The 14,728-nt window shown below is 63.4% G+C and carries 11 protein-coding genes; all 11 read right to left on the bottom strand.

The features are described from left to right. Positions 1-145 precede the first annotated feature (145 nt). The 11 genes from LEL84_RS18945 to LEL84_RS18895 all read right to left on the bottom strand — a co-directional run bounded on the left by LEL84_RS18945 (position 146) and on the right by LEL84_RS18895 (position 14,668). On the bottom strand, positions 146-1,573 hold the full coding sequence (locus LEL84_RS18945) for a hypothetical protein (RefSeq protein ID WP_226512491.1): 1,428 nt from the start codon (positions 1,571-1,573) through the stop codon (positions 146-148). 215 nt (positions 1,574-1,788) lie between these two features. Next, positions 1,789-4,326: a BREX-1 system phosphatase PglZ type A gene (pglZ, locus tag LEL84_RS18940; RefSeq protein WP_226512490.1), complete on the bottom strand. Its 2,538-nt coding sequence runs from the start codon at positions 4,324-4,326 to the stop codon at positions 1,789-1,791. Next, positions 4,323-6,338, bottom strand: a complete 2,016-nt coding sequence (gene pglX, locus LEL84_RS18935; protein WP_264186691.1) for a BREX-1 system adenine-specific DNA-methyltransferase PglX — start codon at positions 6,336-6,338, stop codon at positions 4,323-4,325. Before pglX ends, pglZ begins: the two co-directional genes overlap by 4 nt. Beyond that, on the bottom strand, positions 6,281-7,858 hold the full coding sequence (locus tag LEL84_RS18930) for a BREX-1 system adenine-specific DNA-methyltransferase PglX (protein WP_226512489.1): 1,578 nt from the start codon (positions 7,856-7,858) through the stop codon (positions 6,281-6,283). Before LEL84_RS18930 ends, pglX begins: the two co-directional genes overlap by 58 nt. Further along, positions 7,855-8,877 carry a PIN domain-containing protein gene (locus LEL84_RS18925; protein ID WP_226512488.1) on the bottom strand — a complete coding sequence of 341 codons (1,023 nt, stop codon included), beginning with the start codon at positions 8,875-8,877 and terminating at the stop codon, positions 7,855-7,857. The genes LEL84_RS18930 and LEL84_RS18925 overlap by 4 nt, the downstream gene beginning before the upstream one ends. Before the next feature lie 13 nt (positions 8,878-8,890). Continuing rightward, positions 8,891-9,403, bottom strand: a complete 513-nt coding sequence (locus LEL84_RS18920) for a helix-turn-helix domain-containing protein (protein WP_226512487.1) — start codon at positions 9,401-9,403, stop codon at positions 8,891-8,893. Positions 9,404-9,408: 5 nt separating this feature from the next. After that, the gene (locus LEL84_RS18915) at positions 9,409-11,766 is read right to left on the bottom strand and encodes a hypothetical protein (protein WP_226512486.1); all 2,358 of its coding nucleotides are present in this window, start codon (positions 11,764-11,766) and stop codon (positions 9,409-9,411) included. Further along, positions 11,667-12,974 (bottom strand): BREX system P-loop protein BrxC, encoded by a 1,308-nt coding sequence (gene brxC / locus LEL84_RS18910; protein WP_226512485.1) that lies wholly within the window; start codon positions 12,972-12,974, stop codon positions 11,667-11,669. Before brxC ends, LEL84_RS18915 begins: the two co-directional genes overlap by 100 nt. Further along, positions 12,974-13,597 (bottom strand): DUF1788 domain-containing protein, encoded by a 624-nt coding sequence (locus LEL84_RS18905; protein WP_226512484.1) that lies wholly within the window; start codon positions 13,595-13,597, stop codon positions 12,974-12,976. The genes brxC and LEL84_RS18905 overlap by 1 nt, the downstream gene beginning before the upstream one ends. After that, the gene (locus LEL84_RS18900; RefSeq protein WP_226512483.1) at positions 13,594-14,223 is read right to left on the bottom strand and encodes a DUF1819 family protein; all 630 of its coding nucleotides are present in this window, start codon (positions 14,221-14,223) and stop codon (positions 13,594-13,596) included. Before LEL84_RS18900 ends, LEL84_RS18905 begins: the two co-directional genes overlap by 4 nt. Before the next feature lie 103 nt (positions 14,224-14,326). Then, entirely contained in the window at positions 14,327-14,668 is a 342-nt protein-coding gene (locus LEL84_RS18895) for a GIY-YIG nuclease family protein (RefSeq protein ID WP_226512482.1), read from the bottom strand. Positions 14,669-14,728 lie beyond the last annotated feature (60 nt).

The raw sequence follows: 14,728 nt of genomic DNA, 5'->3' as shown, positions 1-14,728 counted from the left end.
CACGGTCGAGGTCAAGATCCGGTCGCTAGCCGAACAATTCCGTCCCGGATGACGGGGTATACCGCTAGCTGCTCCCGTTTACTCGGACCACCCTAGCGATGGCTTCCGATGATCGGATACATGCTGTAGTAGCTGGTCCGATCCGTCATTCGCGACTGGTACCCGGTCGGCCTCGCAGATCTCCGAATGTGCCGTTTTCTTTAGTTGGGTGGTGGGTACATCTGACCTCGAAATCCGCACCCAACACCGCTCGGAGCGACTCAACAATCGGTGATGAGTGACGCGAGCTGTCGAGGCGCCTGGCCAAGGCCTCGTGGTCAAGCGCAAGCACTATGCGGTTACCGTCGACACTCTGAACCCTCGCACGGCTCAACATGACGTGGGTAGTGCGACTACGTTCGAGGACCTGCGCAGAAACTTCCGGCCATAAGTCGAGAACCGCGTCCAGGTCAGGAGCCACGGGGGGCTCCAGAGCGATCGCATCCCTAGTCACTTCTTCGAATCCTTCCAACGAGAGGTCGAGGGAACCGCTGTTGCAGGTACGTCTGGATTCGAACGGACTGTCTAGACGTTCGGTAGCGCGACACAACTCGCCTAACGGAACGTTCGGCTGTTCCTCCACGAGAACAGCGAGTTTTTCGTAACGGTATGCGTCATTGCCGAGTGTTCGGATGATGTACTCGCCTTCCTCGGCAGGAATGGAGAAGGTGAGAGGAACAGTTCCAGCTTGACCGAAGTCGCGGACGCGCCGGGGCCCCCACCTTTGCGCGGAACGATCCGCGGGGTCCCTGTGCATGCGGACGATCGGTCGCACAGCAGACAGAATCCGACCCATCAGGAAAGAGTCGAGAGAGTCAATCAGCTCTCTACTCGCAGCCTTCTCGAGCCATTCAGCACTCGCTGCGTCGGCGGACTCCGGTGGTGGTGACACTGATCCGTGACCGAACAGGCATTTTTCAAGAATCTCCGCACCGAACGCGTCCTGGGATCGAGCACAGTCCACACGCGCGCGAAGATCGTCTTTTTCCAGAATCGCCGCAACCTGCACAGCAATCCTCTCGGCCTTCTCACGTTCGTCAATGCGCGCATTGTTTCGGTATCGCTCAATCAGGGCCAGCTCACGTGCGCCCAGCTGGTAGCCACGCGAAGAGCCGACCGGCGGTTCTGCCGCCACTTCATGGCACACGATGTCGCTGGCGCCGAGGCGTGTGACTTCACGCAAGAGATCCAATCGGGTGAGCACGGTCTCGTCGAAGCGTTCGCGGACTCGTCGTACCGCCCCAGACGGGACGTCCGGTCGTGACAGGTAGTACGCGACCTCACCGGCCAACCGTTCCGAAGGTCGATTGCTCGTCCAGTACCCTTCCGATCCCTTGGGTACCTTCTCTGCCGACCTCTCCAGCCTCCCGTCCCGCCACAGCAGCGCCCAAGCCTGTGCATCGGTCACATCCGTCCGGCCCAGAAGCGCTATCCACGAATGGAACCCCGGAGCGGCCGTATCGAGAACCCAACGCAAGACGTCGGACGGAATGTCCACACGCGCACGGGCGATGGTCAACAGGAGGTATTCCATTGGCCAAGAATGCCAGGATGCAGCGCTTCTGCCCGATTCAACCCGGCTGGAACCTAGTCGTCATCGTTCGGCCCAGGACTGCCAATACCGGGAGGAGCGTCAGGTAGGGACGATCCACCTAGACAGCCAACCGGCTCTGGAAGTCCCGCCCTCAACGGAGTTTCAATACGCATTCCGTAGGTTCCCACCCTACGAAATGCGTACTGAATCGGCAATCACAACGGGTCGAAGAAACCGCCGAATCCACGCTGCAGCGACGCGGTGGTGTGACGGTACTCGGTGCGGGTGCCGTTGGTGAGTTCGTCGGCACGGATGTGGACGGACTTGCCGTTGAAGCGTTCGGCGGCCTCGTTCAGCACCAGTTCGATGGTGAAGTTCCGGTCCCGCACGTCCTCGGCGACACTGTCGACGACGATGGTCCGCTCCCCCGACAGCGGAGTCCCGTCCTCGGCGTACACACCGATGATCAGCGTCCGGGCCCGACGTTTTCCGGTGACCACCTCACGCTGCAGCAGGGTGACGAGCACGGTGCTGGAGGTGATGGTGGGGCTGCTGACGTTGACGTCGACGGTGACCTTGCTGATGTCCTTGCTGCGCGACTGCGTCAGCGTCACCAGCGGCACCACGACTTCCTGCAGGCTGGCACCGCCGTGGACGTACTGGTAGCCGGCGCCCTGCATCCGCAGTCGGTGCAGTGCCCGCGGCACCTGCACCTGCAGGTCGCCGTCGAGGCCGAGCTGCGCGGCCGTCCACGTCGTGAACGCGGGGTGTTCCCGTAGGCCGCGGCCGAGGACGTAACGCCGGGTGCGGGAGACGATCTCGTCGCCGTGAGCAGCTTCGCTCAGGTAGTCGCCCGGTTCGAGGTCCGAATCCTGGTAGAGAAAGCCGTGGTCGGCGGTGACGAGGACGCGGCTGGCGCGGGTCTTGCCGCTGCCGAAACGCTTGATCACCCGGATGATCTCGTCGAGTGCGCGATCGCACGCCTCCGGGGTCTGGTACGGCGACTTGTGCCCGACGGCGTCGATGGCGTCGTGGTAGACGACGACGGCGTCGTGATCGGACCACAGCGCCGCCCGGTCGGTGGCGCTCATCTTCATGACCTTGTCGTATTCGACGGCGGCAACACTGTCCTTCCCCCACAGCGCATCCCGTGCGGGGAGTCCGGAGGTCGAGACTCCGTCGGCGCGTACCGTTCCGTCGTCGCGCAGTTCGAGGCGGGTGTGGGGCAGCATCGACGCCATCCCGAGTTGGGTGAACGATGGCAGCGGTGCGAGCCGCGGTTCGATGGTGGCGCTGAACCAGTCGTCGCCGTTCATGCGGGCGGCGAGTTCGGCTCCCACCTCGTAGCGGAGGGCGTCAGAGACGACGACGAGTGTTTTCGCCTTGGCGGGCAGGTCGTAGCGAGCGAAGCCAGCGAGCCGTTCGACGCCGGGGATGTCCCAGGTCTCGAGGGCGTCGACGTGCTGCTGCCACGCCTGCGCGAGGGGGCGCTGGAAGTCGTGGACATACTTGTGCTCGACGCGGGCGGCGAGTTCGGCGGGCAGGTCGGTTTCGGTGCGACCGAGGTGGTGCCGGAAGCGGCGGTAGGCGCCGTCGATCGCGGACCAGGTGTCGGCGTAGCTGCGGACACCGTCTGCGGCGTCGGCGATGACGGGCGCGAATTTCTCGATGCGGCTGAGGCAGTCCGATGCCGCAGAGATGGCCTGGTAGCCGTGTTCGTGTTCGGCATACCAGGCAGTGGTGGAGCGGGTGCGGACAACGTCGGCGATCCGGTCGGGCGACAGCGTGCGGCCCAGGACCGCGGCGGCGAGGGCGTGGAGGACGGCGTCGTCGACGAGCGGGAACACGTCGCGGGCGGCGAGCTGGTCGACGGGCGGTGGGTCGCCCCGGAGTCGTTCGCCGATGTTGAGGTCGGTTTGCGCGCGTTCGGCGAGGTCGGTGAACAGGCGACGCAGTTGCCGGTCGTCGCGGAGCCGTTCGAAGTCGATGCGTGCCGGGTTGCGTGCATCGGGCCATCCACGCCAGGCCTGGTCGAAGAACCAGGTGGCGAGGCCGGCGACGGACGGTTCGATAGCGGTGTAACCGTAGATTTCGGCGCAGCCGGTCCACAGGTAGTCGGTGAGGCCGTGTGCCTGCAGGGTGTCGTAGCTGTCAGAGCGATCGGTGACATGGTCGCCGAGGAGTTCTTCGACGATGCGGTGCAGCCGGTGCCCGCCGGGTCCGTCGATGCCGAGGACGGCGGCGCTCATGAGGGCACGCAGCACATCGGTCAGCTTGTCCACCGGCAGGTCCGCAGGCAGTTCGCCGAGTTGCTCGCGGATCCGGTCGGTGCGGTCTGCGCTGTCGAAGACACCGAGGTGCGCGGCGACGACGTCGGTGACGCCGCGGTCGGCGAGCCCGAGGTCGTGGACGAGGATGGCGGTGGTGTCGGCGGTGAAGACGCCGTACCCGACTTCGAGGTCGAGGAGCCAGTTGTCGCGCAACTCCGGTGGCTGACCGGTGCGGTACACGAGGTGACGCGCCGTGTCCGACGGTTGGGTGTCGAGGGCTGTGTAGATGCCGTGTTTGACGCCGAGTTCGTTGACGTTGACGCGGTGCACGGTGAGGTCGAGGCCGTGTTCGGCGACGGCTTCGGCGATCGTGTCGAGGTGGGGTGCGTAGTCGCCGTCCGTGTCCCGCCAGGTGAGCACGGGGGTGCTGGCGAACCGCGCGGTGAGGAGTTCGGCGATGCGGGTTGCGGATGCGGCGCTCACAGCCCGGTGACCTTTCGCAGCACGTCCTTGAGCTTTGGGTAGTTCTGCTTGACCCCGTCGTCGAGGTCGAGCTTCACCTCGGCGGTCGACAGCGGGAACAGCTTGTTGGTGATCCACTCCCGGATCTCGCGGCGCTGGGTGGTGAGCTGGTCGCGCTCTTTGCTGAGCTTCGTCGCCTCCGCCTTCCCGGCCGTCGGCAGGGCGTGTTCGATGGTTTCGAGGCGAGCCTGCTGCTTGTCCGTCATCTGGTTCGCGTAGTTCTCGCGGATGATGCCGAGCGTCGCGGGAGTATAGCGGTGCAGGTAGAAGAGTGCGTTGAAACCCTTGTCGGTCTTGGGGTTCGACGACACCTGCCAGTAGATGGGCCGCCTGGAGTACGTTTTGACGTGGTCGTTGTAGAAGTCTTTGAGGAAGTAGTCGCGCAGCGATTTCCGCTTCCCCGATCCGAGCGCGAACTCCAGCCACGCCACGTTCGCCTCGACGTTCTCCTTACCGAAGGCGACAGACAGGAACTCCCGCATGCGCGAAACGATGTCGTCCTCGAAGTAGTGCTCGGCGGTGATGGGGATGATCCCGTCCGCATCGGGCCGGAACCGTGCGTTCGGCACCTTCTCCTCGAAGTCGGCGATGGTCGCGCCGGCGTCGGCGAGGATCAGGCCGGGCTGGTCGAGGCTGTACCGGCCCATCATGCAGCCGACGGCATATGAGACGAGCTCGCGGGCGAGGTCGAGGTCGAACAGGGTGCGGTACTCGTCATCCGTGCGTCTCACTCCGTCCTTCGGCAGGTATCGGAAGTACGGATTCTGAGTCAACGAGATACGTCTGACCGGTACCCCACAATCCACTTCATCCTTGAGCTCGTAGATTTGCGCAAAGTACCGATTATTTCCCTCTTCCAGCGCTTGGGCGAGATTCACAGTTCTAATCGCTTCATCCCAGCAGTGTTTTGCATTCCCATCGAGCAACCCTAAACCGGTTGACGATAAAGGATTCGACCTAAAATCCCAGGACGTCTCGTAGCGATCCCAATCCGCACGGAACAAATTTACGAGTTCGCCGACCACGCTCGTACATGCCACGTCATTACGATCAATAAATGGAAGTCGAGCAACCTGACCAGGCATGACATCGAGGGTTGCGGAAATCACACTAAGCAAGTGGCGAGCGGTCGATGAATTAAGATATCCCAGGATGAAGTCCGCCACCCCCGGCTGAGGGAATGCACACGGGCCTGTGTTGTCGAATATAAATCCGGCGGGGTACGCCCGAAACGATGATCCACCCATCTTGGACCAAGAGATTGACGACCGAAAGTACAATTCCCGAGAAGGCAAGTTATTTCCTTGATGCGCCAGAATATACGTAGATTTCTCATCGAACTTAACAACCGTCGACTGATTCCCGTACCAGTGGCGCACCGCGCCGCCCTTGTTGTAAGGGCACCACACCCCAGCGTTGGTGCGGAATTCTTCCTCACTCGCCTGCCCCGGCGAGAACCGACTGCGGTCAACTTCTGACCAGATCCTCGTCATCCCAGAATTGTCTCCAGTGTTGACGCCGGACCTAGTGTCTGAGACCGAGGAGAGTGCGGGGTTCTCGCGAAAAGCTCGCTTCATCCTGACAGACATCCAGTATGCGAGAGGAGAGTTCGGCACCAGCATAAAGTCTTGTGCAGACGCCTCGAACCTCATCTCAGACTCCTGAGAGCGTACCGAATTCAAGAACTCGGTACGCTTTGCGTCCGCACCTCGAACCTCGCACAGCCGTATATACGTCGCATTGCTGCCAATACCTCGGCCGACGTCCATGATAAACGCCGCAGCTTGCACGATCTCACCGCTAATTGAATCAAAAGCTCCCGTTCCCAGATGTACCAACGAACTCAAATTGGACACGCTCGGAAAATTGGCGCGGAACCTCTTGTAGGAGTCGATAAACATCCATTGATGCTTCGTTACCATTGCCACACTTGCGCCAGAGCATGCAATTTCAAGACCACGTTCCAAGAACATGACACACAAGTCCGCCCTTGAGTCGGATAAATTACTTTTCCGAATTCATGAAGCTTCGCGCCCATATTTCCGCTACCAAGGTAGGGCGGATTTGTAACTACAATATGGTACTGGCCGTCCATCAACGCCCGCGCCTGCCGTCCAAGCGCGCGAACCTTGCCAATCAGAATGAACTCGATCTCGCTGGCGATACCCTGCTCGGCGTCGGGTTCCTCGTAGCTCTGAATCGCGAAGGTCAGCGATTCGAGGGCGTCTGGATCGACCCGAATGAGCGATCCGAAGGTGTCTGCGTCCTTGAACGAGTGCACAAGTCGCGCCAGTCCGGTGCGCTTCCCGGGCGCGACCGCTCCCGTGATCATGGTCGCCTCGGTCTCGTCGAAGTCGAGCGGGGTGACCCGCACGATGTCCGGCTGCACCGGCTGATCGTCCGCACCACGACGAGTGAAGAACCGACGGTCCTTGTCGCGCGCCTTCATCGCAAGAGCAAAGGAGGCCAACTGCGCGGCGCGTTCGTCGATCTCCAGGCCACGCAGGTTGTGGGTGAGAATCAGCTGCGGAATCGAACTCGGGGTGTGACCCTCCTCCTCGTAGATCCGGAACAGCAGATCGAACGCGTAGGTGAGCATGTGCCCCGACCCGCACGCCGGGTCGAGCACCTTGATCTCCTCCGGCGACGACACCGTGACCCCGGTGTCCTTCTGTCCGGCAACGGGTTCGATGTAATACTCCATGTGCTCACGCAGCCCGCTGGTTGGCCGCGACCGCAGCCACAGCCGTCCGAGGGAGTTCTGCACCAGGTACCGCACGATGTACTCGGGTGTGAACAGCTGCGTCACAGCCGGCAACTCCGCGGCGTCGATCGAGACGTTGGAGTCGTTGATCTCATCCTTGAGGTCGGAGTTGTAGAACTGGTACAGCCAGCCCACCACCTCCACGTTCTTGCACGCGGCAGCGTCCATCACCTCGACGGCACGCGCACGAATCGACGTCGGCGCCAACATGTCCAGCGGTGTCAGCAGCCGAATCCAGTCCACCGCCGCCGGGAACACCTCCGGCATCGGCCGGTGCCACGACGCGAACATCGCGCTCAGCAGCAGTGAATACGCCTCGGCGTCCGGGTCGGTGGACGTCCGCTTCCCCGTCAGCAGATCTACGACCGAAGCCTGCACCTGCGCCGGCACCTCGTCGGCGAACTCCCCCGCTTGCGCACGCGTGAGAATCTCCGGCAACGCCGACGCCGAACCCGCTGCCGGCGACACCACCCCATACGGTCCCGAGAATCCGTTGACGTCCATGTACCGAGCCGCGGTCAGCCGGTTGAACCAGGTGTAGGCGGCGGTGTCCGCCACCCATGCCAACCCGTGCTCGTCGACCGCGTCCCGCAGCGCCCGCACATCACGCGGATACTCCGCAGCAGCCTTTGGATCGTCGAGAAGCTGCTTGACCCGACCCGTCATCTGCTCGATCAGCGTGGTCCGCGACGACGTGGCGAAAGTCTTCAATGCTCCGGTGTTCTTCATCGTTCGCTTTCTCGCTCGGTGTCAGGGCGTCCGGTGGAGCGGGCGTCCCTGGGCATGGTGTCGAGGTGCAGGGCGTGCGCACGCCACCACCCGTCCTGCCCTCGATGCAGTTCGAGGACATGGACATCGGTCAGAAGTGTTGGGGCGAAAACGCGACCCGTGACGCCGGGGTCGGGAATGAACTTGATGTAAGCGACGTCCTGCCGACCGCGGGAGTCGTGCACCCAGCTTGCCATCCCGTAGCCGGTCAGGTGCTCGGACGCCTCAGACGCACGGTCCGCCAGCCCCAGGTCCGGCGTACACAGGCGTGCCACCGCGACGGGGAACTCCCCATGGTTGTCGATGGCGTTCTTCCACAGCACGGCCGCACCGAACGGCGTGTACGGAGTAGGCCCGCCGCCTGGAAACTCTGCTGCTGTCATCTCATCGTCAGTGGTCTCCTCGACAGCGAGGATCGGTGACGCGATCAACGACATCACCGACGACGCAAACCGGGGAACGAGTGGCACCAGAGCATCCATCAACTCCGGCAGCGACTTCGGCGTCCGCCGATTTCGAGCGACCAGCAGTTCGAGCGCGTCGAGGACGCGCCCACGATCGAGGTCGAGTTGATCGAATAGAAACTCGTCGGGGTGAATTGCCTCGACTCCGAACGGGTCCAGCGCCTCCTGCGGAAAGTCCTTCAGGTTCGCCGTCACAATCAGTGCGGCCCCCGACCGGACGGCGGCTGCCGCGACATGCCGGTCCTTCGGGTCGTTCGTCATCGCATCGACGAGGCGCTCATACCCGGCCGCCTCGTCCTCGGCGAACGGGAAAGCGATACGCATCTGTTCGATACGGTGCCGTGCCTGCTCCGGACTCACACCGAGTTTGGCGACGAGGTTCCTTTCGACCTCCCCGAGCAGTGCGTCGGTCCAGATCGGAGTGAACATCTCGCGCTCGGCCAGCGTCAACAACACATTGTTGAGGTTCTGCGGCAGCATCACGCAGGCGTCCAGCACCACTTTCATGTGGCTCATGCAGCGCTACTCGTCACCGCGTCTCCACGAAGCCGCGCGCCCCGTCCGGGTCGGGATCGGGGGTATTCGCGAGCTCGTCGAGCGCGCTCGCCCGCTCTTTCGCTTGCGACGCCTGGAAGGCCAGCACGTCAGAGAGGGCGACGCGCCGGTGCCGGCCAGGCTGGGTGAACGGAATCCGACCCGACTCGAGAAGCTTCACCAGCGTCGGCCGGGACACGCCAAGCACCTCAGCGGCGTCCTGCGTGGTCAACATGGTCGAGCGTGCCGAAACGGTCACCGCGTCGCCGCGCGCGAACGTCCGGATCGCCGCCACCAAAACGTCAGCCAGTTCGGGCGGCAGGGTCGCCGCCGACTCACCTGCCTCGACCGCTCCACTGGCACCCGTCTCCAACGCCTCGGCGATCCGCAACAGCTCATCGGAACGGTCGTCGGGTCGCGGCAACACCGTTCGACTATCAGGTGACGTGGCCATGCCCCATGATGAATCGAAAAAATCGAAACCGCAAGAATGGGTGGCCTCCGGCACGGGCATCACAGAACGACCGTTTTTCCGTCCTCGATCGCGGCCAGCAGGCTACTCCGAAGCTGCTGGAGGTACAGGTCCACCTGCTCGCTGTTGGTCAGCATCGCCGGCACACCCTCCACGGACACGGCACTCAACCGCACCGTCGCCTTCGCCGGGGTCTTCCGCCTGGCGTCTTCCTTCGACTCTGTTCCCCCAGTACCCCCCTCACGGTCGGAGGTGTCGCCCCCGCCCTGACCGCCTTCGGAATCGTCGCCCTCGTCCGCAGCAGGTGAATTGATGAGCACTTCGATCGCCGACTGGTAGGCGGTGTTGAACGACGCCTTCGCCAAGGCAACCTGCCCACGGGTGGTGTGCGCCCCGAGGCCGTCCAGAACCACCCGCAACTGGCTCCGCGCCTGCTCCTGCGCCGTGTCGGTGGCATCGCGGAACGCCTGCTCGCGCAGCAGCGACTCCAGCCGGTCCTCGATCAGACTCCGGAGCGCAGCGCGATCCGAGTCGACGGCGGCGTCGAGTCGCTCGACCAGCTTCAGGTGCAGCTGCTTGATCTGCGGAACCCCGCGGTAGAAGGCCGGGCTGTCCAGGGCGGTACGAAGCGCATCAAGGTCAACCCTGTCGACGTCGTCGACCTCCGACCCGCGCCGCTCCACGAACTTCCGTGCGTCGTCGACGATGCCGCGCTGCTGGCCGCGCAGGAAACCCCGGATCGGGTCCAGCACGTCCTCTTTCAGGTCGAGCAGTTCGTCGGAGACGGCTAGGAAGCCGTCGAGGTACCAGTCCTCGTCGTGTCCGGCGGCCGACCGGATGGTGCCGGCCGCAGCCGACACCGCCTCACCGAACGGGTACGGCAGCGTCGCCCAGTCGTCGAGCTCGGCCGCGTCCTCGCCGAGCGCCGCTCGCACCCGACTCACCAGCTCCTCCGGAGTGGAGGGCGTTTCTGAGGTGTCGCGGTAGTCCCCCAGGAACGACTGGAGTTTGCGCACCTTCGCCGGGTCCTGCGCGCGCACCTCCTCCACCCCGATCAGGCGGTGCTTCTTGGTGGTACGCAGTTCCTCGGCGATCTCGGTGCGGACGAGGAGGCGACTGTCCAGCTTGAGCCGGACCTGGCCGGTCTTCGTGCCGTGCGCAATCGCGGCGAGCACCGTCGTCATCGACCATCCGAACGGCGGGCCCGCGAAATCCTCCACCAGCGAGCCGACCGTCGACGAGGTCTGCCGCACCTTCGCGTTCCGGACCGACACCACAACGGATTTCGCGAGGGTGTCGAGGGTGGAGGACACGTCGAGGTCCAGGGTGGCCTCGTCCCGCAGGATGCGCGCGAGGTCTGTCTCTTTGAGTGTCGAGATCCCGCGGGCTTCGTTGATGCGGGTGTACCGGGCCTCGATGGCCACCTGCAGCGCCGCCTGCACCCGATCCTTCGCGGGCCCGCCGCCGATGTCGAGGACGCTGCCGTTGTGCACCAGATCCGCCGCCGCGACGGCCTTCCGGATTTCCCCCAGCACCTCGCGCTGCCGTTCCACGTTGGCGCGTTGGTGCGAGTCGAGAATCCGCCTGCGGGACTCCGGCAGCGCCGACTTCATCTGCAGCTGCACGTAGTCACGGGTGCGGACGTACAGGTCGATGTCGTCGCGGGTGCGCTGATTCAGGTCCAGCACCACGAACACGGCACCGGCGTGGCCCATCGAATGATGCTTGACGTCATCGAGAGGGTGCCCACTGTACGGGGTCACGAAGCGCACGCTCATCTCCTCGGAACGGCCCTGCCGCTCCCCGTCGAGCATCCGCTCCAGACCCAGATCCACGCCCGTCGCGTCGTGGCGCACCTTCGCGCCGACACCGGACGCGTTCACGATCTCCTCGTTGAGCAGCTTCCTGATCGCGGAGTCGTTGCGCTCGTGATTCTTGATCGCCCGCTCGACATCCTGTTCCTCGTTGGTGAGGTAGGCGTACGTCGATCCGGTGCGCTGCACGTAGGTGTTGTTCTCGAGCAGGCGCAGCGCACGTTCGATGTCCGCGTGCAGCGCCGCGACATTCGTCTCGATCGCCGGGGTGAGCAACACCGACAGCGACTGCGGTGTCGCCTCGAACTGCTCGATGTACTTCGTCATCAGCAGCGCCTTGAGCACCCGCAGCGCCAGCTCACGGTCGGGGCCCTCGAGATTACGGGCCGCGGTCGAGACGTTCTGCTTCACCGACGCGTTCACCGACTTCTCGATGCCGTCGAAGAACATGTCGAACGTGGCGAGCGCGCCGACGTCGCCGGCCTTCATCGCTGACCCGATGTCCTTGGTGACACCGAGCAGCGACCGCTCACCCACCGACGCATGCCGGCCGGTGAAGGCGTTGAAGTCGGACAGCCCGCGCATCGCATCGTGGAAGAGCTCACCTGGTAGTCGACGAACGGATACGTGTCGACGAACTCCTCGCCGGTCGCGTAGTTGCGGTAGGTCCGCTGATCCTGGAAGGAGAACAACGAGCGGAACCGGTCCTCATTCGCCGCGTACACGGAATCGAGCCGCTTCGCCCCCTCATCAGTCTTCTCCAGCAGACGCTTGGACACCACCTCACGCACGTTCTTCGAATCGAGCTTCAGCTGAATCGCGAAGCGCGCCTGAATCTTCGAGAAGTCCTGCTGCTGTTCCTTGGTGCGGTCACCGATGATCGAATCCATGACCTCCTGCGAGGTCACCATCACCCACGCACGACCACCGCACTTGGAGAACAGCGACTCGGCGATCGTCTGCAGGCTCAGCATCAGCTTCGTGTCCTGACCGATGAACTGACCGATCTCGTCCACGAAGAACCCGATGCGGGACTTCGGCTCGGGCTGCGCATCGAGCCACTGCGCAACCTCCCCCGCAAAGTCCTCGATCGAGACGGTGTAGTTCTCCCGGTACGCGGTCAGCGGCTTGACCAGGGCGGTGCCGGTCGCCTCGGCATACGCCTTCTCCACGGCGGGCTCCGCGAACACGGCGAGTTCTCGGCCTTGCTCCCACGGCTTCCCGTAGGCCCGCTCGAACGCCTCCTTGAACTGCTCGAACACCCCCTGACCCGCGAGGTCTCGCTCGAACCGAGCGATGTACGGAGTCTTTCCGAAATAGCCGACGGCCTCGTAGAAAACCTGCACGAACACTTTCAGAAGCGCGTCGGGCTGGTTCTTCTCGTTCTTGTCGACCTTCTCGTCGATGTTGAACAGGAGGGAACGAGACGGGATCGCCGCGGAGCGTTCCAGCGCGCCCCTGAGGATCGCCTCGTGAGCCGGGATCTTGTCGAGGAACGCCTGCACCACGTCGGCACGCGCTACACCTGCGCCGGTCACGTCACCGAGCAGGTACGCCAGCATCTTCAGCAGGTGCGACTTACCGGAGCCGAAGAAACCGGCGATCCACACACCGTTCGACTCCGGGTCGCCGATCTGGGTATACGCCTCGAGCAGATCGGTCAGGTGCTTGGCAACCTCATCGGTGACAACGTACTCGCGCACCTCCGTCTCGAGCTGAGCGGAACTCGACGCCTTGACGACACCGTCGAGCGGGCGATCGATGTCCTTGGCGAGAATCTGCTCGATGTGCATCAGGAGTTCTCCAGTTCCAATAGATCGAAAGCGCGGTAGTAGTCATCGTCGGTGAGCCGGTCGAACAGGACCAGCGACGAGCCCTGAGTCGGTGACTGCCGATACGTGCCAGGGAAGACCATCACCACCGGCAGATCCGCCAACAGGGGCTGCAAGGTGTTGAGGATCGTGTGCGCGCGAACAAGCGGGTACAGCCGCCCCACGTTGGACAGCAGGACGATCTGCGGGCGCGGCTGTTGCTCCTCCACGATCCGGGCGATGCGGGGGGACAGGTACTCCTTCGGCGAGATCACGTTCCCGACGCCCTCGGAGAACACGTCCTTCGGCATGGCGGACTCCTGGTCGAGGATCTGCTGCCACTGGCCGGTCGCCGACCACAGGTCGTTGGCCAATTCCCACAGGTCGATGTCGCAGACCTCGATGCCGTCCGTACGCAGGCGGGTGGCGAGCCGCCTGTGTTCCGCTCCGACGTGGGGCTCGTCCGAAGGCCGATACGCCAGCACAAAGTACGGAACTTCCCCGATCTGCCCCTTCATCTCCAGGAAGCCGGGCGACCGCATCACTCTGTACGCACGTTCGAAACGCGCCGTCAGGGGCAGGTCCTCCAAGTCTCGGCTGGTCATGACGCTCCGTCCCGCTTGGCGAATGTGGTCACCTGTGCATCGTGAATCGGGAAGCTCAGCAGCAAGTCTGCCCCATTCGCCACGATCACCGCTGCAGCCCCAGGTGAAAGATTGGCAGGAAGAACATTGTGTTCGCCATCCAAGTAGCCCGCTTCTCGCAGCATCCGAAAAACATTCTGCCGCAACTTCTTCTTTGTGGAATCGGCAGCGTCACGTAGCCCATCCACCCAGGACGATTGCACATTCCAGAACGTATCGAAGTCTTGATAGTGGACCGTGTCGCGGCCAGACACCAAGCGATCCCGAACCACTTCCCGACCGAAGTCGCGGATAAAGCGATAACGTAGGCATGCAGCGAGCCATAACAACTGCCGCGCATCGTCATACGATCCAAGGGCTATTTGTTCGATGCCCGCCGAAGGTAGCTCTTCAAGTCGCTGCATGATCTCGCGGGTAACACGGGTCGCTGACGCCCCGGTCCGCTGTTGCACAACATTCTCCTGGACTGCGGTTGCGCGCGCGGCCTCGGAGTCTGACGAAGCCAGCAGCAGCCCCGCCAGCTTTATGGATTCCGGCACCCACAGCCCGCCCGTTGTGAAAGACAGCCGGTAGCTACCCGCCCCCATGAGACTGCCTCCAACCTCATCTACAAGGCGCAACCTGGCGCCACCTGCTCACCCGTCGAAGGGTAGTCGGGCCTACCGACAGCGACGCAATCAGGCCTCGCCATCACGCCGAGCACATGGTTCTCAGTTCCAGCGCTGCGGCGATCTGGTCAAGAAAGTCTCGGTTCGTCCGGTACCACTCTTCCCCGACTTCGTTCCGAACTCCTCGCTTGGTCGGCTCGCGTCGAGGATTCGAGTGATCGGCGGTTTGCAGCAAACCCTGAAACGTGCGTTCCACGGCGCTGACGTCGCGGCCGTCCGTTGCATAGACGCGAATCGTGATCAGTGGCTCGGGAATATGTGCACGCGCTCCGCTGCGATGCTGCTCGATTCGTCCGACCACGTCTTGAGCTCGCCCGACTTTGATCAATGTGTTCTCACCCTCGGGGTCGACCGGAGTCTCCAAATACCATCCATAGGAGAAGGCATAGATACCCGTAACTCCGCGCAAGGCGCCAGGCGCCGT

This window comes from Gordonia sp. WA4-43, assembly GCF_020520305.1.
Classification (GTDB): Bacteria; Actinomycetota; Actinomycetes; order Mycobacteriales; family Mycobacteriaceae; genus Gordonia; species Gordonia hongkongensis.
Note: the sequence above shows the minus strand (reverse complement) of the source record. Positions and strands in the feature narration are given on the sequence as shown.

Bases quoted from the DNA above. Each gene is read 5' to 3' on its own strand.
- LEL84_RS18945 (WP_226512491.1), bottom strand. From the start codon at position 1,573: ATGGAATACCTCCTGTTGACCATCGCCCGTGCGCGTGTGGACATTCCG.
- pglX (WP_264186691.1), bottom strand. From the start codon at position 6,338: ATGTTCTTGGAACGTGGTCTTGAAATTGCATGCTCTGGCGCAAGTGTG.
- LEL84_RS18930 (WP_226512489.1), bottom strand. From the start codon at position 7,858: ATGAAGAACACCGGAGCATTGAAGACTTTCGCCACGTCGTCGCGGACC.
- LEL84_RS18925 (WP_226512488.1), bottom strand. From the start codon at position 8,877: ATGAGCCACATGAAAGTGGTGCTGGACGCCTGCGTGATGCTGCCGCAG.
- LEL84_RS18915 (WP_226512486.1), bottom strand. From the start codon at position 11,766: ATGCGCGGGCTGTCCGACTTCAACGCCTTCACCGGCCGGCATGCGTCG.
- brxC (WP_226512485.1), bottom strand. From the start codon at position 12,974: ATGCACATCGAGCAGATTCTCGCCAAGGACATCGATCGCCCGCTCGAC.
- LEL84_RS18905 (WP_226512484.1), bottom strand. From the start codon at position 13,597: ATGACCAGCCGAGACTTGGAGGACCTGCCCCTGACGGCGCGTTTCGAA.
- LEL84_RS18900 (WP_226512483.1), bottom strand. From the start codon at position 14,223: ATGGGGGCGGGTAGCTACCGGCTGTCTTTCACAACGGGCGGGCTGTGG.